The organism is Alteromonas sp. KUL150, from assembly GCF_009811475.1.
Classification (GTDB): Bacteria; Pseudomonadota; Gammaproteobacteria; order Enterobacterales; family Alteromonadaceae; genus Alteromonas; species Alteromonas gracilis.
On sequence record NZ_BLIJ01000041.1, the window covers coordinates 1 to 23,989 of the forward strand.

A 23,989-nucleotide genomic window follows, 5' to 3' on the forward strand; every position below is an offset into this window, starting at 1 on the left:
AAGGCGCTGGCAAGTTTCTTAGCGAAGCGTGGGAATGCAGACAAAAATGGGGCGTAGTTAAGCCCCATTTTGAGTTTAAAATTTGCCTTAGCATTCAATGATATTGACTGCCAGGCCACCTCTGGCTGTTTCTTTATACTTTGTTTTCATATCGTTTCCTGTATCGCGCATGGTTTTAATTACCTTATCCAGCGATACTTTGTGTTCGCCTGTTCCTCGCAACGCAAGGCGAGATGCATTTATTGCTTTGATGGCACCCATTGCATTTCTTTCTATACAGGGTACCTGAACCAGGCCACCGACAGGGTCACAGGTCAGCCCTAGGTTATGCTCCATACCAATTTCTGCTGCGTTTTCGACAGAAGCAGCCGTGCCGCCCATAATTTCAGCAAGCGCACCCGCTGCCATGGAACAGGCTACACCTACTTCACCCTGACAGCCAACTTCAGCCCCGGATATTGACGCATTTTCTTTGTACAATATGCCAATGGCACCTGCCGTTAAGAGAAAACGGCTGGCGACTTCTTCATCGACTGGGCGAATAAACTTATCAACATATTGGAGAACAGCTGGAATTATGCCAGCTGCGCCATTTGTAGGTGCAGTGACGACACGACCACCTGCAGCATTTTCTTCGTTAACTGCTAGTGCGAAAAGGTTTACCCAATCCATTGTTTGCATAGGATCGTTTGTGTGCTCAGTTTGGAGTCGGCGGTAAAGACCCGGAGCGCGGCGAACTACTTTTAGGCCACCAGGAAGAATACCTTCGCTTTCGATACCACGCTGTATGCAGGCTTTCATCACAAGCCAGATATTATGCAGTTGTTGCTTAACCTCGTGTTTAGGCCTAAAGGTTGATTCATTGCGCAACATAAGTGAGCTTATGCTTAGCCCGTTTGTTTTACACAAAGAAAGAAGTTCTTCAGCGGTTTTGAAAGGAAACGGAACAGAAGCTTGCAGGCTCGCTGCGTGTGCCTTGGTTGCATCGAAGTCTTCGTCTTTAATGATAAAGCCGCCGCCGATACTGTAATAGGTTTGTTGTTTTACCAGCTCATCCTGAGCGTAAGCGTAAAACGTCAGTGCATTAGCATGCTTCGGCAGCGTTTTTCGACGATGAAATACAATCGCATTTTTGCTTGGGAAACGAACCAGTTTTTTGCCGTTTAAGCACAGTTTCTCACTATTTCTTATTTCTTCTAGCTTAGATTCAATAGTATCCACATCGATTTCATCAGGAAGCTCACCAAGCAACCCCAAAATGACCGCTTTTCCCGTACCATGGCCGATACCCGTCTGACCGAGTGAGCCAAATAGTTCAACTTTTACGCTATCGACAGCGTCAAACTTCTCAGTAACTTGAGCGAGTTCAGCGACAAACTCAGCACCTGCTTTCATTGGACCTACCGTGTGTGAGCTTGAAGGGCCAATGCCCACACTGAACATATCAAATACGCTTATCATAAACTTCTAAAATTAAAACAAAGTAATAATGGGATCATGCATCCACGAAGTGAAAACCACAATACAGAAAAGCTAATAGGATGATTAGTTTTGCTAATACACTGTAAAGATAAATTTATAGCGAGGTAACTAAAGTCGATCAACAGTAGGCATAAGCGCTCCTAATGAACATACGGAAGGACGCTTAAGGATGAATATGATGAGACAGGTTCCTCAACATCGCTGCTGTCGCTCCCCAAATCATTCTGTTTTTCCATGGGATAAAATAAATTGGAAACGTTTTTTTATCACGGTGTGTGGTGTGAATTAAATGATTCTTTCTATCTAACACGTGTGAAAGAGGAACTTCAAACGCGCTTTCTACCTCGTTTTTGTCAATAATTGGGGTGAAATCGGGGTTAACAAATCCGACAACGGGGGCTATTTCATAGCCACTGATGGTACGGTATTTTGGAAGCATGCCAACCACGTCAACGTTATTTGCGGGCAGCCCCACTTCTTCTTGTGCTTCTCGAAGGGCAGCATCAAAAAAAGAATTGTCAGTTTCATCAACAGCCCCACCAGGGAAACTGATTTGGCCTGGATGGTGTCTTAGGTGGTGCGCTCGCTCGGTAAGTAAAAGTTGAAGAGAATCTCCATAATCAATTAACGGAATTAAGACAGCCGCAGGACGCCCGGTCTTTCTCAAAGGAAAGTCTGGTTCACTGTAGGTTTGTCTTAAATGATGAAATTGCGATAGAAATTCATTTCTCGTCATATATGTTTTTAACTCAATAACTTATCGACTTTAATTAGAACCCTTTTACCAATTTATTGAAGCAAGTACAGGCAATATTTTCGACACTTTATCCAAGGTTTCTTGATATTCTTCACTTGGAACCGAATCTAAAACAATACCACCGCCGGCCCAGCAATGTAATTGATTCTTCTCTGCTAACACAGTTCTAATACAGATACTTGAGTCCATATCCTCTCGGTATCCCATGTAAAAAATACTTCCACAGTAGATGTTCCGCCGATGAGGCTCCAGCTCATCAATAACTTCCATCGCTCGTATCTTTGGGGCGCCAGTAATAGAACCGCCAGGAAACGCTGAAGCAAGAAGTTCAAGAGGGGATGCATTTTCATTGAGTTCACCTGTCACTGTGCTAACTAAATGATGAACGGCCTCATAACTTTCTAGTGCGAAAAGCGCGGGAACTTTTACTGAATTAGCTTTACAGTGTTTAGAGATATCGTTTCGAAGAAGATCAACGATCATCAAGTTTTCTGAGCGATCTTTTTCTGCAGACAGAAGGCTTTGTGCACTTGCTTCGTCTTTGTCTGCATCCTGGAAGCGCGGACGGGTTCCTTTAATCGGTTTTGTTTCAACGATACCGTCCTTTACTCGAAGGAAACGCTCTGGAGAAATAGAGGCAATACAACCTTGCGGTAAGTTGTAAAACGCTGAAAACGGCGCTTGATTATGGTCGCGTAAATGACAGTACGCGTGCCACATACTCCCCTCATAAGTCGCAGTAAATCTTTGCGCCATGTTTACTTGATAACAATCACCCGCTCTCAAATACGCATTAATTTTCTCTAAACATTGCTCGTAATCATCCTTAGATAGGTTTGATTCAAAAGGAGAGGAAAGTTTGAAACCAAGGGATTTATTATTGGTCTTGTTGTTCGAAAACACCTCGTGCAGCGTTAGGTTATCAGCGGTACAGAAATATACATATCCAGTTTGCGTGTCTTCAATTAGCGAAGACGTATAGAGACCTACGGTAAAATCCGGCGTGCTGTAGTCATTCTTGGCAATAGTGGGTAACGTCTCGTAAAAACGGCCTGTATCATAGCCTGCCATCCCGGCGACACCCACGATAAAGGGAAGATGTTCAGTCTCAAAATTCGCATGTACCTCAACTAACTTAACGCGAGCGTGTAAGTGTTGTTCGACCGCTTCAAAAGGGCTTAGAGAAAGGGGAGTACGCTTAGACGATACCGTATCAATCAAACAAACAGTGCTATCTTTAGCTTCGATAATGGCTGAGGGGGAGAACGCCATGATGTTAAAGCGGCCTTCACTTTTCGATGAGCCAGATGTATCAAATAAAATGGAGTAGGGTTGTGTTGCAATGTGCGTAAATAATGCGTTTAGGATGGCTCCGCCTGCATTACTGTCTAACGACATTAAGTCTATTATTTGATCTTTAGTAAAGCGACTTACATTTACGTGGATTGAATCTGCGTGTGACATAAATTATTTTAATACTTCTAACTATAAATGCAGCGCTCGCTGCACAAATCGCTGGTTGAAATTTATTACTGAGTTGAAATCTATTACTGAATTGCCGACCACGCATTCCTGCACTACTAGCTATTTTTGCCCTTAATTTAAATCTATTAAACTCGTCAACAGAGGCTAGGGTAACGATGCTTTAAACATTGTTTTAAAAAATAACTAGAATTCGCGCCAAGCGCATGGTTTTACGTGGTGCGTTGTCTTTAGATGCGCTAGTATACGCTTTTTTAGCTAGCTAAGACCACGAAAGCCAAATAAAAAGAGGATGTCATGACCGTTATCCGTCAACAAGACTTCATTGACAGCATTGAAGATGCCCTTCAGTTCATTTCTTATTACCATCCCCTAGACTACGTGAAAGCAGTCGAAGAGGCCTATAACAAAGAGCAAAGCCAAGCTGCGAAAGATGCTATGGCACAAATTCTTATCAATTCTCGTATGTCGGCAGAGGGCAAACGTCCATTGTGCCAAGATACAGGTATTGTAACGTGTTTCGTTAAAGTAGGAATGGGTGTCTCGTGGGATAAAACTGATATGACCGTTCAAGAAATGGTTGATGAGGGTACCCGTCGTGCTTATTTAAATCCAGATAATCCATTACGTGCGTCAATCGTTGCCGACCCAGCTGGTGCTCGCAAAAATACAAAAGACAACACACCTGCAGTTGTGCACATCGATATGGTAGCCGGTGAGAAAATCGAAGTAATGATTGCGGCAAAAGGCGGCGGTTCAGAAAACAAGTCAAAAATGGTAATGCTTAACCCAAGTGACGATATCGCTGACTGGGTTGTGAAAACTTTGCCATCAATGGGGGCAGGCTGGTGTCCACCTGGTATGTTGGGCATAGGTATTGGCGGTACTGCAGAAAAAGCAGCAGTGCTTGCTAAAGAAAGTCTTATGGACCCTGTAGATATTCAAGAGCTCATTGAGCGTGGCCCAGAAACCACAGATGAAAAGCTTCGCTTAGAAATTTTTGAGCGCGTAAACAAATTAGGTATTGGCGCTCAGGGCCTTGGCGGCCTCACGACGGTTGTAGACGTCAAAATCAAATCATTGCCAACTCACGCAGCGTCTAAACCAGTTGCGATGATCCCTAACTGTGCAGCTACACGTCACGCTCATTTCTATTTAGATGGTTCAGGCCCAGCAGAGCTAACACCACCTAAGCTAGAAGATTGGCCAGAGGTAACCTGGGAAGTGAGCGAAAACACTCGCCGCGTAAACCTTGATGAAGTTACCAAGGAAGACATCCAAGATTGGAAAGTAGGCGAGACAGTATTGCTATCTGGTAAGATGCTTACTGGTCGTGATGCAGCGCATAAGCGTATTCAAACTATGATGGAAAATGGTGAAGGCTTGCCAGAAGGCGTAGACCTTACTAATCGTTTTATCTACTACGTAGGGCCAGTTGACGCTGTCGGTGACGAAGTAGTAGGCCCAGCCGGACCTACAACGGCTACGCGTATGGATAAGTTTACCGACATGATGCTAGAGAAAACAGGCCTTATCGGGATGATCGGTAAAGCTGAGCGTGGGCCAGCGACGGTTGATTCAATTGCAAAGCATAAAGCTGTTTATTTAATGGCGGTGGGCGGCGCAGCATACCTGGTTTCTAAAGCTATTAAGAAGTCACGTGTAGTGGCCTTTGAAGATTTAGGTATGGAAGCTATTTATGAATTTGATGTTGTTGATATGCCAGTAACCGTAGCGGTAGATAGCACGGGTGCTAATGCGCATAAAAATGGTCCTGCCATTTGGAAAGCGAAAATTGAAGAACTGGATGCGTCTCTTTCTAAATAGAGAACTGTGTCCGGAACTTTAGTCTCGAAATGGTGTATTGAAAGAATCATCACCATCAGTGACTATAGCTTCTGTTAGAAACTAAAAAACGGGGGCGCGAGCGCCCGTTTTTCGTTCTGGTTGTCATTTTAATCTGCGTTTTAGTCCATGTTTTAACTTTTCCATCTCGCCCATACTGTATGTGCATTGGTATATTTTCCTGTTTTTGTTTATAGTGCTGTACAAAACAACAGTATGAACGTGCACTATGCTAATCAATCTTATCTCTAACGAACCTCTTGCCTTTTTGATCGCTTTTATCAGTATTTGTGCTTTCGCCCTTTACTTATTTGTTCGCAGTCGCGCTAATTCATCACAACTTACGCAGAAAGCGCTAGATTACGAGCAGTTGCTAGATGAACTTAATAATGAGCGGGTTACGAATGCGAAGCTCCAAGCGCAAAGCGATGCACACCAAGCTAGAATTCAGGCACTTCATGCGGCACATGAAGACAAATTAGCTGCGATGAACGCTTCTGAGCAGCGTTTGCAAATCCAGTTTGAAAACTTGGCAAACCGAATTTTTGAAGAAAAACAGCAACGATATACGCAACAAACGAAACACAACATAGAGGCTGTGCTGGCGCCGTTCAAAAATGAACTAGATGGGTTTAAACGACAAATCTCAGAACAACATATTCGTGAGGGTCAAGAGAGGGCATCACTTAAAACAGAAATACTAGGTCTTAAGGCCCTAAACCAAAAAATAACCGAAGAAGCCGCAGCACTTACCAGCGCATTAAAAGGTGATAACAAGAAGCAAGGAAACTGGGGCGAAGTGGTTCTAGAGCGTATTCTTAAGGAATCAGGTTTACGCGAAGGGCACGAGTTTGAAACCCAGATGTCTGCGACATCAGAGCAAGGGAAACGTTACCAGCCCGATGTAGTAGTGCATTTACCTAATGATAAGGACGTAATAATTGATTCGAAGGTAAGTCTAGCTGCCTATGAACGCTACTATAACTGTGATGACGAGTCTGAAAAGGCGCAATTTTTAAGTCAACATGTGGCTTCCATCAAAGGGCACATAAAAGGTCTTGGAGCGAAAGACTACCAAACCTTAAGAGGCTTAAAAACGTTGGATTATGTGCTGCTTTTTATTCCAATAGAGCCTGCATTTCTTATCGCAGTAGAAGAAGAGCCTGAGTTAGTCACCATGGCGCTTAATCACAATATCATGCTAGTGAGCCCCACGAATCTATTGGTTGCACTTCGAACAATTAACAATATTTGGCAGTATGAGTATCAGAATCAAAATGCGCAGCTTATTGCTGAGCAAGCGGCCAAACTCTATGACAAATTTGTTGGCTTTGTTTCTGACATGGAAAAAGTTGGGAAATCGATGGATTCAGCGCATGCAAGTTACGAGCAAGCAATGAACAAATTAACGAGTGGAAGAGGGAATATGGTGAGGCAAATTGAGAAATTTAGAGAGCTTGGCGTTCAGCCGAGTAAGCAAATGTCTCAACATGTAAAACAGCTTTCTCAGGACGAATAAAAAAGGCCGCTTTCAAAGCGGCCTTTCAATATCATATAAAACGTTATGAACGTTTCATGCGTCTACGTAGGTAAACTGCAGGTGCTAGTAGCAATGCAATCCAACCCATAGAACCACCAGACTTATCGTTAACCGTTATAGTCACGCTGTCTGTAGTTGTATCAATACCATCAGTTGCTGTTACTTGAACCGTTACACGATTAGCTTGCTCGTGGCTTGGTGCAGTACCAGTAAACGACGTGGTTTCAACACCGTTGATAGTGATGGTAACGTCGTCGCCGTCTGCGTCAGTCGCTGATGCAGTTACAGTGAATGATTCACCTTCATCTACGCTGGATGGTGCAGAGATTGAAAGTACAGGTGCATCTTGCACGCCTGCAACTGCTACCATTACTGTACCTTCGCCAATGATGTCGCCTTCTACAACTTCGCCTGCATCATCGGTGGTGCCCTCAACTTGAACAGTGTAGGTAAATGAATCTTCACCGAAGAAATCTGCGTTTGGCGTGTAAGTTACTGTACCATCGTCGTTAACCGTCACTGAACCGTTAGCTGCTTCAGTTGTTACTGTAACCGTTGACGGGTCAAGTGGCTCTTTATCGATAGTAATTGGTGTAAAGGTTCGGAAATCACCAGAAAGTGACTCCATCGTGAATGTATTGATGATTGTGCTATCCATTTCATTAGCGAGAATGTTAGCCGTTACCGAAGCATCTTCGTTAACAGATAGCATATCGTCCATATATTCACTTGAAGGAACAACAGTACCTGCATAACTGATTGTTACTTCATCGCCTGCATTAGCCGTTAGTACGAACTCATCACCTTCAACTGGAAGTGTGCCTTGAAGGCCTGCTGACGTCAGTGAGGCAAAAGTAGTACCAACACTACCAGATGAATTCTCTGCACCAACAACGGTTGCGTAAACTGGCGTGTCCATCGGACCGTAAACAAAGTTCACGTTACCTGTTTCGTATTCAAACCATAGCTGGAAGTTAAAGCTTGTACCATCTTCATTCCAAATCTGAGCATTTTCCCACTCAACAACAAAGTGACCTGTTGTTAGGCTTACCGCATAAATGCTACCAGTTCCAGCTCCACCACCAGCTAAATCGAAGTCAGTCCAATACGGAGCAATAACGTTATTTGGCTCATTTAAGCTTGGCAGCACTTCAGCAAACGGAGTAGTGATGTTGCCAGAGCTTGTACCTAGTGACACAAAACCGTTCGAAGAAATCTGCATGGTTGTGTATTCACTACCAAGATAAGTGATAGTGCGCGGTAAGCTAATTTCAATCGATGCATCATCGCATGAACCAGAACACTCTAGTGGAGCTATATCGATAGCCGACATAGGTAGGTAACGTGGTGCGCCTAGACTTTCAAGTAAATCACCGATTGACGTATCTGCATTCATTGATAATGATGCGGTGTTTAGTGCACCTTCCCAATACACGGTGCCTGAATCGGCGTCGTAGCTTACTGGTTCTTGGTTACCGTTTTTAACTGCTGAGATAGTTGACGGGTTGATGTCGTACTTGTGGTCAATTTCACCAGAAATACTAATCATACCTGTAACGTCAGTGTTAGTTGCAAATGCTTCGGTAACAACTAGCTCGCCTTCAGCTGCGAACTGATTGCTTACGTCGCTATCAAATAAAGACGGCTCATCGCTGCTTATCGGATAAACCGCAACGGGGATAAAGTAATCAGTTGTTGTATCGTCAGTGTCAGCCCAGTTAATCCCACCGAAAGACCATGAACCAGTAGAGGCTGTAGTAACGTCTACCGCAACCATGATTTCTGCAGACGCACCTGCTGGCAGGGTAGCCATTTGTGGTGTAACGGTTGCTACAATAGCTGGGTCATTGAACATTACAGTCGCATCAACAGTAACGTCTTCGTCACTGGTGTTGGTCACAGTAATAGACATTTCACAGTTTAGGTAGCAGTTACCGTCAACTAAGCTTAAATCACTGTAAGTAAGTTCAACGGTAGTAGCACGAGGAAGGTCAAGACGACCAGCACCCATATCAAAGTTGTCAGCTTGTGTAGCGGCGTCTTCTTTTAGTACATCACGGATAGAAGAAGTTACAAGGGCACTCTTAATTTGCTGTGCAGTCCAATCCGGGTGCATTTGTTTAAGTAAAGCCGCTGCACCAGCTACGTGTGGAGACGCCATTGACGTACCATCTTTAAACGAGAAGTTCTCGCCTTCGTGATTAGGAGCATCTGGTGATTCGCCCGAGAAAATACGAGTACCAGGTGCAGCAATATTTGGCTTCAGGAACGTTGGGTCGCCATTTGGCCCACGAGAACTGAATTCATTCATGATGTCAGCAAGGCTATCTGAAACCACACGAACGATTTCGCTGCCAATAGTAACGTTCAATGTTTCTTCAGTACTTTCCGCTAGTGCAGCAAGCGCTTGTCCTGGCGTAGCAGGGAGCATTAGTGAAGGGATAGTTTGCGCGTCGCTTAGGCCGCTCATTAAGATTGGCGCTTCTCCGCGACCATCTACGTTGTGGATGAGAACAGCTTCAGCGCCAGCCGCTTCTGCATTTTCAATTTTTGTTACGAAGCCGCAAGTGCCACGGCTGATAAGTGCAATCGCACCCTCAAACGCGCCAGCGTCGAATGCATCACAACCTTCCACATTTTCCGCATCAACTTCACCAGCATAAACAACCGGTGCAGTAATTGGGCTGTCGAACACGATGGCAGGGTTACCCACTGAATAAAGTGCTGGGATTGAACCGATTGTGGTATCACCCTCGATAGTCACTTCATTTGCAAACAAACGACCCGTTGTCGTGTTTGCTACAGTAATTACGTCATCAGAGCAACCAGGGCAGCCGATAGTCGTATCACCAGGGCCATCGTTACCTGCTGCAAATACTGTCACTACGCCAGCATCGTGCATAGCTTCAAGTACGTCTTCGTATACAGAGCCGTTAGGGTTACCGCCAGCTCCGCCGCCCCATGAGTTGTTAACAACATCAGCGCCGTCTGTTAGCGCAGCTTCTAGCATTGAAAGCAACATTGAAGATGCACCGCTAGAAGAAGCAGGATTTGCCGGTGTAGCATAAAGGCCTTTATAAGCCATTAGGTAAGCAGCTGGTGCAACACCAGAAATTTCTGCCTCAGCACCGTCGCGCTCAGCCATAACGCCGAAGTTACCAACGGCAGTACCAGCAACGTGAGTACCGTGGCCGTTAAAACCTAGCGGGCTTTCATATTCTTCCTCAACAACTGCGAAACCTTCTACGATGTCAGCTGCACGTGCAACGATAAGCTTGTTGTTACAAAAATCAGGAACTTCTGAACAGTAATCATCTGTAGGTAGCGTATCTGCAGCTGGCGCTTCGAAATTCTCACCACTGAACAGTGGGTTTTCTGGGCGAATACCACTATCGATGATAGCCACTTTTACGCCAGCACCAGCGTTTTCTTTACCGCCAAACTGTTCCCAAGTTTCGATAGCCCCGATAAGGTCTAAACTTGCATCCATTTGTGCGTGATGAATAACGTCTGGATATACCGCTTTAACTGTAGATAGGCTTGAGAGCTTATCGAGCGCGCTTTTAGAAACAATACCCGCAAAACCGTTAAATGCTGCTGTATAAGATAGGTCAGCTTTGAATGACTTATCAAAAGCTTTAATCGACTGGATGACAGATTGCTGTTGAGCTTCAAGGAATGATTTATATTCTTTGGCAGCGTTTGACGCGAAGTTTACCTTCTGACCTTTGTGCGCAGCCATACTGCTAACACTCGGGTTTACTGCACTGAACTGCGCCATTGGGGCGTCGTTCAATTGGATAATTACGCGAACGCTATCATTGTTTACTTGGATGGCATTCGCAAGGATATTTTTTTTGTCGAAAGATGCTTCGATTGCGTTTTGTTGTTCAACGCTATGACCGGAAATTTGATTTGATAGTGCGAACGCGCCAAAAGCAGAACCTGCTAAGGCGGTAGCGACTACCGTGCTAATAATTGTTTTTTTCATAATTATTCTCGTGTGAATAGTTCCCTGGAGTCCAGCGACTTTTTGGATACGAATTAAAGGTCAATCGCCTTTTTATAAACGTCCATTGCGCTGTGACTATTTATTACTAGCACACTTTTCATCGTTTTGTAACGTATGTTTCTGTAATACATAAATTACACATTTTGTTACATTTGTGACACGAGTTGGTTATGAAAATTAACTAGACAAATTCATAAAAACTAGCCCGTTTTTCAGCCCTAAAAGGTAATAAAATTACGTAATTAAACCAGTGTTCCCTCCGGCTGTAACGATAGGATAAAACGGCCGCGCGAAATACTCATCCTAGGCAATTATCATTAAATTTACATAAGGTTTACTTTTTTAGGACGCTTATCCTTCTAAGTTCAATTTATTGAGTATGACTATTTCACCGCTTTGTAAAAATCCATTTTAATAAGAAAGACGCTCCCGCGAATCTTCTACTAGCATATACATACGCAAATAAGTCGCTATCAACCCTAATCTCTGAGGGGAACAAAACGTGAAAGACAGAAATCATTTGGCCGAAGTAAAAACAACAAATAAGGTCGAAATCATTGCAAAAGGGGTAGTTGATATCCCTATGCTTCAAATTCTCTCTGAAGAAGGCCAACTTCTTGAAAAGGCTGTTGAGCCAGAGCTAAGTAAAGAAGAAGCGTTAAAGATTTTTAACACTATGCATTACATACGAGTGTTGGACGAACGTATGGTGGGTGCGCAGCGTCAAGGACGTATCAGTTTCTATCTTGCCAGTACTGGTGAAGAAGCGGCGTCGGTAGCAAGCGCTGCAGCGCTATCTGACGATGACATGATTATGTCTCAGTATCGTGAGCAAGGTGCGTTGGCATACCGTGGTTACTCGACAGAGCAATTCATGAACCAAATGTTCAGCAATAAGGATGATCCTAATAAAGGACGTCAAATGCCGATTCATTATGGTGATAAACCTCTTAATTTTATGACTATCTCATCCCCCCTTGGCACTCAAATACCGCAGGCTTCTGGCTATGCCTATGGGCAAAAAATGTCAGGGAAAGATGTCGTAACGATTTGTTATTTCGGTGAAGGCGCTGCGTCTGAAGGTGATTTTCATGCAGGTCTGAATATGGCCGCTGTACTACATTGCCCCGTAATCTTTTTCTGCCGAAACAACGGCTACGCTATTTCAACACCTGCTGAGGAACAATTTGCCGGAGACGGTATTGCATCCCGCGGTCTTGGATATGGTATTAAAACCATTCGCGTAGACGGTAACGACGTGCTTGCCATTTATGCTGCAACGAAAGAAGCTCGTCGCATAGCCATAGAAGAAAAATGCCCTGTACTTATTGAAGCGATGACGTACCGCTTAGCAGCGCATTCCACATCAGATGATCCGACAGGCTACCGCTCTAGAGAAGAAGAAGATAAGTGGCGAGCAAAAGATCCTATCGCTCGAATGGCGCATTGGTTAGACAGCAAAGGCTGGTACGACGAAGCTGAAAACCAAAAACGAGTAGACAAGGCAAGACAAGACGTGCTCGCCGCCATGAAAAGTTGTGAGAAAACGGATGTGTGTGCAATAGACGATATTGTGGAAGATGTTTACGACACACCACCGTGGCATTTGAAAGAGCAACTAAACGAACTGAAAGCGCATATCAAGAAATATCCTAAGATGTACCCTAAAACCGCAGGGAGAATAAAGTAATGGCTAAGATGAACCTACTACAAGCAATAAATAATGCGCTCATCACAGCCATGACCGAAGATGAAAAGGTAATGGTGTTTGGAGAAGATGTTGGCCACTTTGGCGGCGTTTTCCGTGCAACCAGTCATCTTCAAGAAAAGTTTGGCAAAGCTCGTTGCTTTAATACACCACTGACTGAGCAAGGAATTATCGGTTTTGCAAATGGCTTGGCCTCACAAGGTTCAGTGCCTGTAGCTGAAATACAATTTGGAGATTACATCTTCCCAGCGTTCGACCAAATCGTGAATGAAACCGCTAAATGGCGCTATCGTTCAGGTGGGCAGTTCGACGTAGGTACGCTGACTATACGTACGCCATATGGCGGCGGTATTGCTGGCGGCCACTATCACAGCCAATCGCCTGAAGCATTTTTTGCTCACTGCCCTGGATTAAAGATCGTAATTCCAAGGGATCCATATCAGGCCAAAGGTTTGTTACTCGCGTCAATTCGCGATAAAAACCCAGTGCTATTTATGGAGCCAAAACGTTTATATCGTGCCTCTGTCTCTGAAGTACCAGAAGAGGACTACGAGCTGCCGCTTGGTAAAGCAGATATTGTTCAAGAGGGAAGCGACATTACTTTGCTAGGCTGGGGAGCACAGATAGAGATTCTACAAAAAGCGGCAGAAATGGCGCTAGAAGATAGTGTCTCTTGTGAAATCATTGACTTACGTAGCATTCTGCCATGGGACGTAGAGTCGGTAATGCAGTCTGTTATGAAGACAGGTCGCCTACTGATAAACCATGAAGCACCTTTAACCGGCGGTTTCGCGAGTGAGATTGCTGCCACAATTCAGGAGCGTTGCTTTTTGTATCTAGAAGCGCCAATCGCAAGAGTATGTGGCCTAGATACACCCTATCCGTTGGCTCATGAAAAAGAATACATGCCAGATGAAACAAAGACGTATGAAGCCATTAAGCGTACGTTACATTACTAATTCCGGGAGACAATGATATGACGATTGAATTTATCTTACCGGACATCGGTGAGGGTATTGTGGAATGTGAACTACTAGAATGGTTAGTCTCTGAAGGTGAGCACATTGAAGAAGATCAGCCTGTTGCAGAGGTAATGACTGACAAAGCGACAGTGCAAATACCTGCAATGCACGCGGGCGTAGTAAATAAATTACACTATGCTGTTGGTGATATCGCAAAAGTGCATGCGCCATTATTTTCAATGACGCCAGACGATGCTGATGTAAACGAAGAACCACAGGCAAAAGATCCCGAGAAGCCTACAAAGGAGACTGCATCTGAGAATGTGAAAAATGATGAGCTTCCGGTGGCGGCTGCTAGCGGCAAACACATAGAAGACTTTATTTTACCTGACATTGGTGAAGGTATTGTTGAATGTGAGATTGTTAAATGGAATGTGGCAGAGGGCGATGTAATTGAAGAAGACCAAGCTGTTGTAGAAGTTATGACTGACAAAGCGGTGGTCGAGATCCCCGCTAAAAACGCAGGAACGGTTCACCGTCTTTATTATGCTCAGGGTGATATTGCCAAAGTACATAGCGCGTTGTTTGCACTTGAAGTTGAGGGTGATAGCAACCCTGCAGACGATACTGAAGGCAGTACAAATGAAGCGTCGCAATCAACGAGCGCAACAATAATAAAAGAGCCATCAAACGCTTCAAATAAGCACTCAGATCAACTAACGTCGTCTAAGTTCAGTGACGGTGAGTTCGAGCCACCCATTGCTATTGAAGGAAAAGTGCTTGCAAGCCCTGCGGTAAGACGTATTGCCAGAGAGCATAATATCGATCTCTCGGCGGTGAACGGTTCGGGGAAAAAAGGGCGCATCTTGAAAGCCGATGTATTGAATATTCAGCAATCGGTTAAAACAGAGTCACCTTCTGAAGATTCAAACAAGCCTCTTACAAACGCAAGCACAAACGAAAACCCCAGTGCGAGTAAGAAAGGTGAGGTCAGAACAGAAAAGGTTCGTGGCATTCAGGCCGCGATGGCTAAGCAAATGTCTGCGTCGGTCTACACCATTCCTCACTTTACGGTAAGTGATGAACTTGTAATGGACAACCTTATGTCGCTTCGGAATTTGCTTAAACCTGAATTTGAAGCAAAAGGTGCCAAGCTAAGTTTCATGCCGTTTTTTGTGAAAGCGATGTCTCTTGCATTAAATGAATTCCCTGTTGTAAATAGCCAATTAAACGACGATGCTAGCGAGCTAAGTTATTATTCTGACCATAATATTGGTTTTGCTGTTGACTCTAAGATTGGATTGCTTGTGCCGAATATAAAACGTGTTCAAGACTTATCACTTTTAGATATCGCGGTTAAAATGCAGGACATTATTGAGCAGGCAAGAGCAGGGCGCGTATCGGGTGAACACTTGAAAGGCGGGACTATTAGCATTTCTAATATCGGCGCCATTGGTGGGATTACCGCCACCCCTGTCATTAACAAACCCGAAGCGGCAATTGTTGCACTGGGTAAAACGCAGAAATTACCTCGGTTTGATGACAGCGGCAACGTGAGTGCTCAACATATTATGGCGGTTAATTGGTCGGGTGATCATCGAATTATTGATGGCGCAACCATGGTTCGCTTCAATAATTTATGGATGAGCTATTTAATACAGCCAGAAAAAATGTTGATGCACTTAAAATAACTGAGTGAAGAATGATGAATAGTTGGTGAAGATAAACATCCATGTGTTCGTCTTTGCCCACAAAATCGTTCAAGTTAATTCCCTTCGCTCGAGGCGAGGTTAAAACAAAAGGTCGATACTTTTTAGTGTCGACCTTTTTTGTTTTATGTACCTAATAGCGTGTAGGCGTTATCATACCCAAAGTTAATGTTAAAAAGAATTTCACAGAGGTTTTGTGCTTAGTTATCAACACGCTTTCCACGCGGGCAATCACGCTGACGTTATCAAGCATTTATGCTGGATAGGCGTAATTAATTCATTAAAGAAAAAAGAAAAGCCCTTTACGCTTTTTGACACCCACGCAGGAGCAGGTGTTTATGACTTAACTGATGCAATGTCGGCAAAAAATAAAGAATATGAAACTGGGATTTCGCGCTTAACCAGCGAAGACTTCAAGGTTCAGAACGCAAAAGAAGCATTGCCCGTTCTTTTAGAAGATTACTTAGCGCTATGTGAACCATTCTTAGCAGACAATGCTTATCCTGGCTCTCCAATTATTAGTGTGAAAGCAAAACGTGAATCTGACTTTTTGCATCTCATGGAACTTCACCCCGGCGAGTTCGAAAAACTTGAGCGCAACATTGCGAAAATAGGGGCAAGGAACAATCACGTGCACAAGCGCGATGGTTATGAGGGATTGCGCGCATTGACACCACCAAAGCCCAATCGCGGTGCAATCTTAATCGACCCCCCCTACGAACGTGCTAATGAATACAGTGATGTGATCAAAGGCGTAGAGCAAGTCTTCAAACGTTGGCAGCAGGCACAAATTATTGTTTGGTACCCTTTACTGTCAGAGCGGGCCGGAGCAAAGCACGGCGCAAGCGAAATCATGTGCGAAAAGCTGGCTCAACTGGGAAAATCATGTTTCAAAGCGGAAATTTGTGTCGCTGAGAATACACCTGATGCAGGCATGTATGGGTCAGGGGTTTTTGTGCTAAATCCACCTTGGCAACTTGATACCCAGCTTGAAAAGGCGCTTGACTGCGTTGTTTCAAGGCTCGGCTCAGTCGACGAGGGTATCAACGCCAGAGCGCGAGTTACATGGGTTATTGAAGATAATTAAACAGCTTTAAGAGCTCAAGGTAGAGTTATCCTTGCTACCTTCAATAACTAAACCCTATTGATAATTAAAGCGAACAAAGAATAATGTCTCAACTCAAAGGTCTTAAGCACTTTTACATACCTGACGAACAGTCAATCTATCTTCTGTCTCACGCGGATGCAAAAAAGCTAAAAGACTGGGTAAACCTCTGTATCTCTCAGCTTGAAAGTTTAGGGTACGATGATATAGAACTTTTGGGGAAAGGCGCATTTGGCTTCGCATTCGCGGGCACTGCGCCCAACGGAGACGCTAGGGTATTTAAATTCTCCCGGATAACATTACCTCAGCATGTTCAAGACAGGCTAGAGGAGGAAGCATTTATGCTTTCTCACGTTAATCATGAATTCGTGCCGCGATTCATCGAATACCAGCAAATTCGAAAACAATCAATTTTAGTTATGGGCCGTGCGCCTGGTGAAGACTTAGAAAAAGTTAGTCTAAAAACTGGTCCGTTATCGCCACGGATCATCGTCAAGCTAGCGGTCCAAGTAGGAGAGCTGCTATCAAGCTTTCGGCAATACAGCGAAAATGGTGAAGTCAAACCTATTGTTCACGGAGACATCAAGCCATCTAACTTAGTATGGGACGAATCGACGGAGACTGTAGGTTTAATTGACTGGGGCTCATCGGTCTTCGCGCAGACGGATATAACAGGGCAGTATGTGGGCAACAATGTGATGGATTTGATGTCAGGTGAACTGCATCAAACCAACGCTAGGCTCGGCGATGTTTATTTTATTGGTGAGGAACAGCTCAACGGCGCACTCTCAAGCCCTCGTTTCGATGAACAAGGATTAGCGAGCACCCTGTATGCGTTAGCATCTGGACAGTCTTGTCGCTATGGAAGCAAAGTAATTACGCCGTCATCGCTAGGGCTTCCAAAAATGTTGGCAAATATATTGGAGTACATGCTCAGTGAAGATCCAGTAAAAAGAAGGCAGGGAGGAGATTACTTGTTTAATCATCTTCACGTATTTAAAAATATGGTATTTACCCATGACACGCCACACCAATACACGCCACTGATCCCAACATGGATAACCCGTAATCATGTCGATATTGAGACGGTTGTATACAGTTCTAGAAAATCTTATTTACGACAACAAGCACGACTTTCCGATTCCATAGATGAAAGGGACGTTGAAGAATTGCGGTATATCGACGACGCTCAATTTGATCGCTATTACAAAAACTACCTTCAAGGTATGGGCGATACAGAAAAGGCGTTTGTATCCGCTATCAGTAGACTCGGTCGATATCCAGTTGTCGGAGGCATGGCTTTGCGCTGGGAGCCCGAAGGAGTATATGTGGACTCCAGTTTAAACTTATATGATGAATCGTTAAAAATGGCATTCGAAATGGCCGTGAATAATGTAATCAACCTAGCAAGAGCCATCCACAAACCTGCCGTGTTTAAGTGCTGTATGTTTAATGCCAAGAACACGCTTCATATTGAACGACAGTCCGAAGTAGTAGAATTTTTCCCGGAACAAGGGATGTTTATACCCTACGAACTATCTAGAGTGTCGGCTCAAAAAGACCAGAGTAGAACACATTCTTATTTCGAAGATGGTGATGACCCTGATGAGTTACTAAAACTACCGCAAATCATTATTGATACAATAATTGAGCTAAATTCAATTCATCACACGGGGTGTATTATCTTTGAAGCACTACCTAAGCACCTAAAAATTCACAATTACTACACGCTACTCGATCACACACAAGAGGAACGCTTTAAAAGTTTGCTGGCCAAGCTAGTGGAGCAGATCCCAAGTATAAAAGGGCTAGGCATTTCTGGGTTTATGAAGTTACCCTATAAAGATACTCGGTTTTTCGAGCACAAAGCCAAGTTGCCTGAAAAGTATTACCCGCGAAACCCAAAAGCAGTTATTGAAGAGAACGCACAACATGTCTGAGATTAAATTATCATCACTTTTTGAATTAGAAACAGTGGAAGCTGGCATCTATCGCGGACAAAGCTGGGATTTAGGCTTCCGAGCTTTATTCGGCGGACAAGTGTTGGGCCAGGCATTGGCCGCTGCCTACGAAACCGTAGCTGATGACAGAGTCGCGCATTCATTTCACACGTATTTTTTATTGCCTGGTGATGCAAAAAAACCTGTCGTTTACGATGTTGAAATTGTGCGGGACGGTCGAAGCTTTTCGGCCCGACGAGTTAAAGCCATTCAAGACGGTAGAAATATTTTCTACATGACGGCTTCTTTTCAAGTTCCTCAGGAAGGGATGGAGCATCAAAACCCAACCATGCCAGAGGTACCACCACCAGAGGAAGTGCAGTCAGACATTGAGTTTTACGAAGCGAATTTCAATAAGATTGCTCGACCTATGCAAGAAGCGTTGAGCTACCATAAACCGGTAGATATTCGAACAGTAGATGCGGCTAATTCTTATCAGTCAACCAAACGTGAGCCTACGCGTTACATCTGGTTAAAAGCAAGAGATGACATGAATGCCCAGCTATCTGTCCATCAAGCTGCACTTGCCTATGCGTCAGATTATCATTTTCTAAGTACGTCTTTGCAGCCTCATGGCGTGGCGGTAACCGATAAGTCTTTGCGTATCGCAACTATTGACCATGCTATGTGGTTCCATCGCCCAATTAACATGAATGAGTGGTTGTTATATGCAATGGAAAGTCCTTTTAGCGGCGGCTCTAGAGGCTTGGTCCGCGGGCAAATATTCAACCAAACTGGTGAACTTGTTGCATCAACCATGCAAGAAGGATTAATGAGAAAGGTAGACGAATAGGGAGACTTTTATGCGCTATAAATTAGGTTCAGCATCACCACAAATAGACGAGAGCGTTTTTATTGCGCCAGGCGCTCATGTTATCGGGAACACAGAACTCAAAGCAGGCGCCAGCGTGTGGTTTAACGCAGTAATTCGCGGCGATATGGACAAAATAACCATTGGAATGCACACAAATATACAAGACGGCAGTGTGCTGCACACAGATTCAGGTATTCCACTAACTTTAGGAAATGGTGTAACGGTGGGTCACAAAGTAATGCTGCATGGCTGTGAAATTGGCGATTATTCGCTAGTGGGCATAAATGCCGTAGTACTTAATGGTGCGAAAATAGGTAAATACTGCATCATAGGCGCTAATGCACTCATTACAGAAAATATGGAAATTCCAGATTACAGCCTTGTTGTTGGCGCGCCTGGCAAAGTCATTCGAACAATGGATGAAACTGTGAAGCCCAAATTAGAAGCTTCTGCAAAACATTATGTGGAAAACGCTAAAATGTATAAAACGTCCCTCGAGGTGATTGAAGCATAACTGATGTGCGGTAAATCGCTGTTCATACCCCATAAAAAATGCCCAGAACAAACGTTCCGGGCCTAGGGGAATGGCTCATTGCTGAGCCGTGCGCTAACTTTTACAGGGAGAGTTTAAGTAAAATCTACTAAACGAACAATTATTATAGGATAACTTTGTTTATTTTATAAACAAATTCATTGTGAATTTTATCTTTCAGCGTTAAAAAATCCGCTGCTAGTTTAGTATTCACTATTATTTCAAAAGTTTAGCGTCTGGTCTGATGAGTGATTATTGATAAAGTTGTGGTTTTCAAAAGCTATACCATCAATCTTTTCATCGTTACAAAGCGTCCTTTATTTCCCAATTTAACTCTGACTAGACTTAGTCATTCACAGCATTTATCTTCACAACAGATGCTTGTCCCATTTTTATAACCTTGTAGTATGTCGAGTGCGTCACTTCATAAGACGATAACAAATATTCTAACAAGGCCCTCTCATTTAAATAAGGATGGATTATGCATTCGTTTTCTACTTTTATTCCCCCTGAACGAACTTTGATGGGACCAGGACCATCCGATGTAAATCCCCGCATTCTAAATGCTATGTCTCGACCAACGCTTGGGCATTTAGATCCGCTTTTCATAGAGTTAATGGATCAGACTAAGCAGTTACTTCAGTATGCGTTTAAAACTGAAAATGCCTTAACTATGCCAATTTCAGCGCCGGGCTCTGCAGGAATGGAAGCTTGCTTCGTTAATTTAGTGGAGCCGGGCGATAAAGTACTCGTCTGTATAAATGGGGTATTCGGTAATCGCATGGTCGAAAATGTAGAACGTTGCGGGGGTGAGGCCATCACCGTAAACAATACTTGGGGAGAACAAACTGACTTGAACCAAGTCGAGGACGCACTTAAAGCTAATCCTGATATCAAAGTTCTTGCTTTTGTGCATGCAGAGACTTCAACAGGTGTTCGAAACGAAGCAAAAGCGCTCTGTGAATTGGCGCAGAAATACGATTGTTTGAGCATCGTTGATGCAGTTACCTCCCTCGGAGGTATTGAGTTAGACGTAGACGGGTGGGGCATTGACGCTATTTATTCCGGCTCGCAAAAATGCTTGAGCTGTGTACCAGGTATATCACCTGTTTCCTTCAGTGACAAAGCGGTACATGTCATTCAAAATCGGAAAACAAAAGTGCAAAGCTGGTTTTTAGATATGAACTTAATTGTTGGCTATTGGGGGCAGGGCGCGAAACGTGCCTATCATCATACCGCCCCGGTCAACAGCATGTATGCCATGTACGAAGCACTTCTTATATTAAAGGAAGAAGGTTTAGAAAACGCTTGGAAACGTCATTCTTCAGGTCATGAAAAACTTGCAACGGGTTTGAGTGAACTCGGTTTGGATCTTACTGTTGATAGCGCTTATCGTTTGCCTCAACTTAACGTGGTGAAGATCCCAGATGGAGTAGATGATGCAGTCATCCGCAAACAACTACTCGAAGATTTCAATTTGGAAATAGGTGCTGGATTAGGTGAGCACGCTGGCAAAGTGTGGAGAATTGGGCTTATGGGCTATGCGTGTAAGCCGCGTAATATCGACCATTGTCTCGCTGCATTGCGCACTGTACTTAAGTAAAGTAGGCTTAAATAAAACCGACGAATATAGTTTTAAAGCAACCGTACTGAACGCTCAGTTGTCATCTCGCCTGGGCGTTCCAAAAACCACAAACAAAATAAGCTGACGTAACGTTCTTGCCTCACTTCAGTCTTGCCTTATAAAAACCGCATCTCGGCGAAGTTATATCTATTCTCTTAGTGGTTCAGTGCTAGTATCTCTACATCGTATCGATTCATAATCCATTCAGTTATAAACACGTACCTTTTGTGCAACGTACTCGAAAACGCTATTAAGAAAGGAAATGCCATGAAAATACTCACGCTTACCAAAAACTTGGTGTTGGCTTCAGTAATTGTTGCTCTGTCTACCCCTTTACTAACAACGCAAGCAGCACAGAATGCCGTTATAAATGTTCAAGGCGCAGGTGCGATAGACGTCACACCAAACGCCTATTCGGTAACACTCGTTGTTGAAGAAGAAGGTGATACGGTTGGCAAGCTAAATAGTCAGCTTGATGCAGATTTACGGTCTATTGTTAAGTTCCTGCTCAATCAAGGCATCGAAGAAAAGCATATTCAGAGCATGCAAGTTCGTCTGCAACCGCGATATATCAATACACCACAAGGTCGTCAGCAATCGGGATTTACGCTCTCACGTGATATCAACGTGACATCTACTAACCTTGAAACTTACGATAAAGTATTAGATGGCGTTCTTAAAAGAGGCGTTGATCGTATCCAACAATTTAATTTTATTGCTATCGGCGAAGCAGAAGCGTATCAAAAAGCATTGATCGCTGCGGTCAAAGACGCAAAGCAACGTGCACACTTATTAGCAAAAGAATTAGAGGTTGAAGTTGGCGAAGTTGTTGCAATCTCAGAATCTGGTGGCAATATGCCGATTCCAGTAATGCGCGCTGAAGCGTTTGCCAAAGACATGTCTATGTCTTTACCGGGGCAAGAACGGGTTGAGGCTCGCATTAATGTTTCATTTAAAATCGTTCAATAGCAGGAAAATCGTTTGAAAGAACAACAGTACAACCAGCTAGTTAGCCAAGCGAAGAGTTTGGTGTCTGGTGAACATGACCTGATTGCCAACATGGCCAATATCAGTGCGCTTCTGTTCAATAATCTTGAAGAAGTTAATTGGGCTGGTTTCTACCTTCATAAAGAAGAACAGTTGGTGTTAGGGCCGTTTCAAGGTCAACCCGCTTGTATCAGAATTCCTCTTGGGAAGGGTGTATGTGGCACGAGCGCAAGCACCAGAACAGTTCAGCGTATTGCTGATGTTCATCAATTTGATGGCCACATTGCGTGTGATGCTGCGTCGAACTCAGAAATTGTTATACCTCTGGTAAAAGACGACACGCTTATTGGTGTACTAGATATCGATAGCCCTGCATTTGAACGTTTCACTGCAGAAGACGAAAAAGGGCTTGTGGAAATTGCTCAAATTCTTATGGATTCGCAGAAATAATTATGAAATCCAGTGTTGATATTCATGTTGTTTTATCTACGTTTGAAGATATGGAAGATTTTCATGATGACCCAGATGAGGCATCTGAACGTTTAAATTTTATCTTACATGCTATTTATGACAACGCTGAAGAAGATATTGAAACACAGCGTTTAGAGCAAATTTTGCACTACGCATGGGAATCTTGGCAACAAGATAAGCATTTATTAGAAATAGATGACGACGAATTGCTTGATTGGGTTGACCACACGCTGGCAACTTGGGATGATGCAAGTAACGATGAAATCTCCTGAATAATTTAGAAAGTTAATGGAATCACCAGAGAAGTTTACCAATAGTAAGGAAGTAATAGCTTTCCTTGCAGAGACCTTTCCGAAATGCTTTAGCATTGAAGGCGAGGCCCGCCCACTTAAGATCGGTATTTTTCAAGATCTTGCCACTCGTTTAGAAGAAGAGGAACGCGTAAGCAAAACACTTCTTCGTTCTACGCTACGTCATTACACCAACAGCTGGCGCTATCTTCATAGCATCAAAGAAGGTGCTAATCGCGTAGATTTAGACGGCGTAGAAGGCGATGCTATTGAAAAAGAACACGCTGACCATGCGCAGCAGCAGCTTGAAGAAAGCAAAGCTAAAGCCGCTGAAAAGCGTAAAGCTAAGCTAGCTCAACAGCCCAAGCGCAAAGATAAACGCCAATTTAATCGTCCAAAGGGTGAAAAATCGGCGAATTCGGACCATGCTGACGCTAAACGCGGAACTAAACCGAAAAATAATAGACCAAACACTACACCACCTGCGAAATTGACGGACAGCGATCTACAGCAAGGTACACAAGTTACTGTTAAGCTAGGCAAGGCACCTATGCCGGCAGTGATAACTGAGGTTGCTAAAGATGGCGTTCACGTTCAATTAGACTCGGGTATGGTGGTTAAAGTAAACGCAGACGCTTTACGTTTGGCACGCTCCAAGAGGTCGTAAAA

General features: G+C 43.8%; 18 protein-coding genes. 14 read left to right on the forward strand and 4 right to left on the reverse strand.

What is annotated here, in order from left to right; genetic code table 11:
* Positions 1-87 precede the first annotated feature (87 nt).
* From GVO62_RS09810 to pabB, 3 genes are all read right to left on the reverse strand, one after another.
* Positions 88-1,461, reverse strand: coding sequence for an L-serine ammonia-lyase (locus tag GVO62_RS09810; protein WP_159118912.1), 1,374 nt, complete (start codon positions 1,459-1,461; stop codon positions 88-90).
* Positions 1,462-1,645: 184 nt separating this feature from the next.
* Positions 1,646-2,218 (reverse strand): CoA pyrophosphatase, encoded by a 573-nt coding sequence (locus tag GVO62_RS09815; RefSeq protein ID WP_159118914.1) that lies wholly within the window; start codon positions 2,216-2,218, stop codon positions 1,646-1,648.
* A 45-nt stretch (positions 2,219-2,263) separates the two neighbouring features.
* Positions 2,264-3,703, reverse strand: coding sequence for an aminodeoxychorismate synthase component I (gene pabB / locus GVO62_RS09820; protein ID WP_159118916.1), 1,440 nt, complete (start codon positions 3,701-3,703; stop codon positions 2,264-2,266).
* A gap of 315 nt (positions 3,704-4,018) precedes the next feature.
* On the opposite strand from pabB, the gene GVO62_RS09825 reads away from it, so the two are divergent.
* The gene (locus GVO62_RS09825; RefSeq protein WP_159118918.1) at positions 4,019-5,548 is read left to right on the forward strand and encodes a fumarate hydratase; all 1,530 of its coding nucleotides are present in this window, start codon (positions 4,019-4,021) and stop codon (positions 5,546-5,548) included.
* A gap of 247 nt (positions 5,549-5,795) precedes the next feature.
* The gene (gene rmuC / locus GVO62_RS09830) at positions 5,796-7,085 is read left to right on the forward strand and encodes a DNA recombination protein RmuC (RefSeq protein WP_159118920.1); all 1,290 of its coding nucleotides are present in this window, start codon (positions 5,796-5,798) and stop codon (positions 7,083-7,085) included.
* Positions 7,086-7,128: 43 nt separating this feature from the next.
* On the opposite strand, the gene GVO62_RS19640 is transcribed toward rmuC, so the two are convergent.
* Positions 7,129-11,097: a S8 family serine peptidase gene (locus GVO62_RS19640; RefSeq protein ID WP_159118922.1), complete on the reverse strand. Its 3,969-nt coding sequence runs from the start codon at positions 11,095-11,097 to the stop codon at positions 7,129-7,131.
* 523 nt (positions 11,098-11,620) lie between these two features.
* On the opposite strand from GVO62_RS19640, the gene GVO62_RS09840 reads away from it, so the two are divergent.
* The 12 genes from GVO62_RS09840 (at position 11,621) to proQ (ending at position 23,987) form a co-directional block, all read left to right on the forward strand.
* Entirely contained in the window at positions 11,621-12,808 is a 1,188-nt protein-coding gene (locus GVO62_RS09840; protein WP_159118924.1) for a thiamine pyrophosphate-dependent dehydrogenase E1 component subunit alpha, read from the forward strand.
* On the forward strand, positions 12,808-13,785 hold the full coding sequence (locus tag GVO62_RS09845; protein WP_159118926.1) for an alpha-ketoacid dehydrogenase subunit beta: 978 nt from the start codon (positions 12,808-12,810) through the stop codon (positions 13,783-13,785). Before GVO62_RS09840 ends, GVO62_RS09845 begins: the two co-directional genes overlap by 1 nt.
* 17 nt (positions 13,786-13,802) lie before the next feature.
* The gene (locus GVO62_RS09850; protein ID WP_159118928.1) at positions 13,803-15,479 is read left to right on the forward strand and encodes a dihydrolipoyllysine-residue acetyltransferase; all 1,677 of its coding nucleotides are present in this window, start codon (positions 13,803-13,805) and stop codon (positions 15,477-15,479) included.
* Between the two features lie 214 nt (positions 15,480-15,693).
* On the forward strand, positions 15,694-16,584 hold the full coding sequence (locus GVO62_RS09855; protein WP_159118930.1) for a 23S rRNA (adenine(2030)-N(6))-methyltransferase RlmJ: 891 nt from the start codon (positions 15,694-15,696) through the stop codon (positions 16,582-16,584).
* A gap of 83 nt (positions 16,585-16,667) precedes the next feature.
* Positions 16,668-18,542, forward strand: a complete 1,875-nt coding sequence (locus GVO62_RS09860; RefSeq protein WP_159118932.1) for a protein kinase domain-containing protein — start codon at positions 16,668-16,670, stop codon at positions 18,540-18,542.
* A complete protein-coding gene (gene tesB, locus GVO62_RS09865; protein ID WP_120959242.1) occupies positions 18,535-19,395 on the forward strand; it encodes an acyl-CoA thioesterase II in 861 nt (286 codons plus the stop codon). Before GVO62_RS09860 ends, tesB begins: the two co-directional genes overlap by 8 nt.
* A 10-nt stretch (positions 19,396-19,405) precedes the next feature.
* On the forward strand, positions 19,406-19,930 hold the full coding sequence (locus tag GVO62_RS09870) for a gamma carbonic anhydrase family protein (protein ID WP_159118934.1): 525 nt from the start codon (positions 19,406-19,408) through the stop codon (positions 19,928-19,930).
* A gap of 499 nt (positions 19,931-20,429) precedes the next feature.
* The gene (locus GVO62_RS09875) at positions 20,430-21,551 is read left to right on the forward strand and encodes a pyridoxal-phosphate-dependent aminotransferase family protein (RefSeq protein WP_236547120.1); all 1,122 of its coding nucleotides are present in this window, start codon (positions 20,430-20,432) and stop codon (positions 21,549-21,551) included.
* 288 nt (positions 21,552-21,839) lie between these two features.
* The gene (locus tag GVO62_RS09880; RefSeq protein WP_159118944.1) at positions 21,840-22,541 is read left to right on the forward strand and encodes an SIMPL domain-containing protein; all 702 of its coding nucleotides are present in this window, start codon (positions 21,840-21,842) and stop codon (positions 22,539-22,541) included.
* A 12-nt stretch (positions 22,542-22,553) separates the two neighbouring features.
* The gene (locus GVO62_RS09885) at positions 22,554-23,009 is read left to right on the forward strand and encodes a GAF domain-containing protein (RefSeq protein ID WP_120959238.1); all 456 of its coding nucleotides are present in this window, start codon (positions 22,554-22,556) and stop codon (positions 23,007-23,009) included.
* 2 nt (positions 23,010-23,011) lie between these two features.
* Complete coding sequence (locus GVO62_RS09890) at positions 23,012-23,302, forward strand: hypothetical protein (RefSeq protein WP_025255289.1); 291 nt, start codon at positions 23,012-23,014, stop codon at positions 23,300-23,302.
* 16 nt (positions 23,303-23,318) lie between these two features.
* Positions 23,319-23,987: an RNA chaperone ProQ gene (gene proQ, locus GVO62_RS09895; RefSeq protein ID WP_105931317.1), complete on the forward strand. Its 669-nt coding sequence runs from the start codon at positions 23,319-23,321 to the stop codon at positions 23,985-23,987.
* The last annotated feature ends 2 nt before the right edge of the window (positions 23,988-23,989 follow it).

Coding starts and splice junctions, on each gene's coding strand:
- GVO62_RS09845 (WP_159118926.1), top strand. CDS start 12,808: ATGGCTAAGATGAACCTACTACAAGCAATAAATAATGCGCTCATCACA.
- GVO62_RS19640 (WP_159118922.1), bottom strand. CDS start 11,097: ATGAAAAAAACAATTATTAGCACGGTAGTCGCTACCGCCTTAGCAGGT.
- GVO62_RS09810 (WP_159118912.1), bottom strand. CDS start 1,461: ATGATAAGCGTATTTGATATGTTCAGTGTGGGCATTGGCCCTTCAAGC.
- GVO62_RS09815 (WP_159118914.1), bottom strand. CDS start 2,218: ATGACGAGAAATGAATTTCTATCGCAATTTCATCATTTAAGACAAACC.
- pabB (WP_159118916.1), bottom strand. CDS start 3,703: ATGTCACACGCAGATTCAATCCACGTAAATGTAAGTCGCTTTACTAAA.
- GVO62_RS09850 (WP_159118928.1), top strand. CDS start 13,803: ATGACGATTGAATTTATCTTACCGGACATCGGTGAGGGTATTGTGGAA.
- GVO62_RS09890 (WP_025255289.1), top strand. CDS start 23,012: ATGAAATCCAGTGTTGATATTCATGTTGTTTTATCTACGTTTGAAGAT.
- rmuC (WP_159118920.1), top strand. CDS start 5,796: ATGCTAATCAATCTTATCTCTAACGAACCTCTTGCCTTTTTGATCGCT.
- GVO62_RS09825 (WP_159118918.1), top strand. CDS start 4,019: ATGACCGTTATCCGTCAACAAGACTTCATTGACAGCATTGAAGATGCC.
- GVO62_RS09880 (WP_159118944.1), top strand. CDS start 21,840: ATGAAAATACTCACGCTTACCAAAAACTTGGTGTTGGCTTCAGTAATT.
- GVO62_RS09875 (WP_236547120.1), top strand. CDS start 20,430: ATGCATTCGTTTTCTACTTTTATTCCCCCTGAACGAACTTTGATGGGA.
- tesB (WP_120959242.1), top strand. CDS start 18,535: ATGTCTGAGATTAAATTATCATCACTTTTTGAATTAGAAACAGTGGAA.
- GVO62_RS09860 (WP_159118932.1), top strand. CDS start 16,668: ATGTCTCAACTCAAAGGTCTTAAGCACTTTTACATACCTGACGAACAG.
- proQ (WP_105931317.1), top strand. CDS start 23,319: ATGGAATCACCAGAGAAGTTTACCAATAGTAAGGAAGTAATAGCTTTC.
- GVO62_RS09870 (WP_159118934.1), top strand. CDS start 19,406: ATGCGCTATAAATTAGGTTCAGCATCACCACAAATAGACGAGAGCGTT.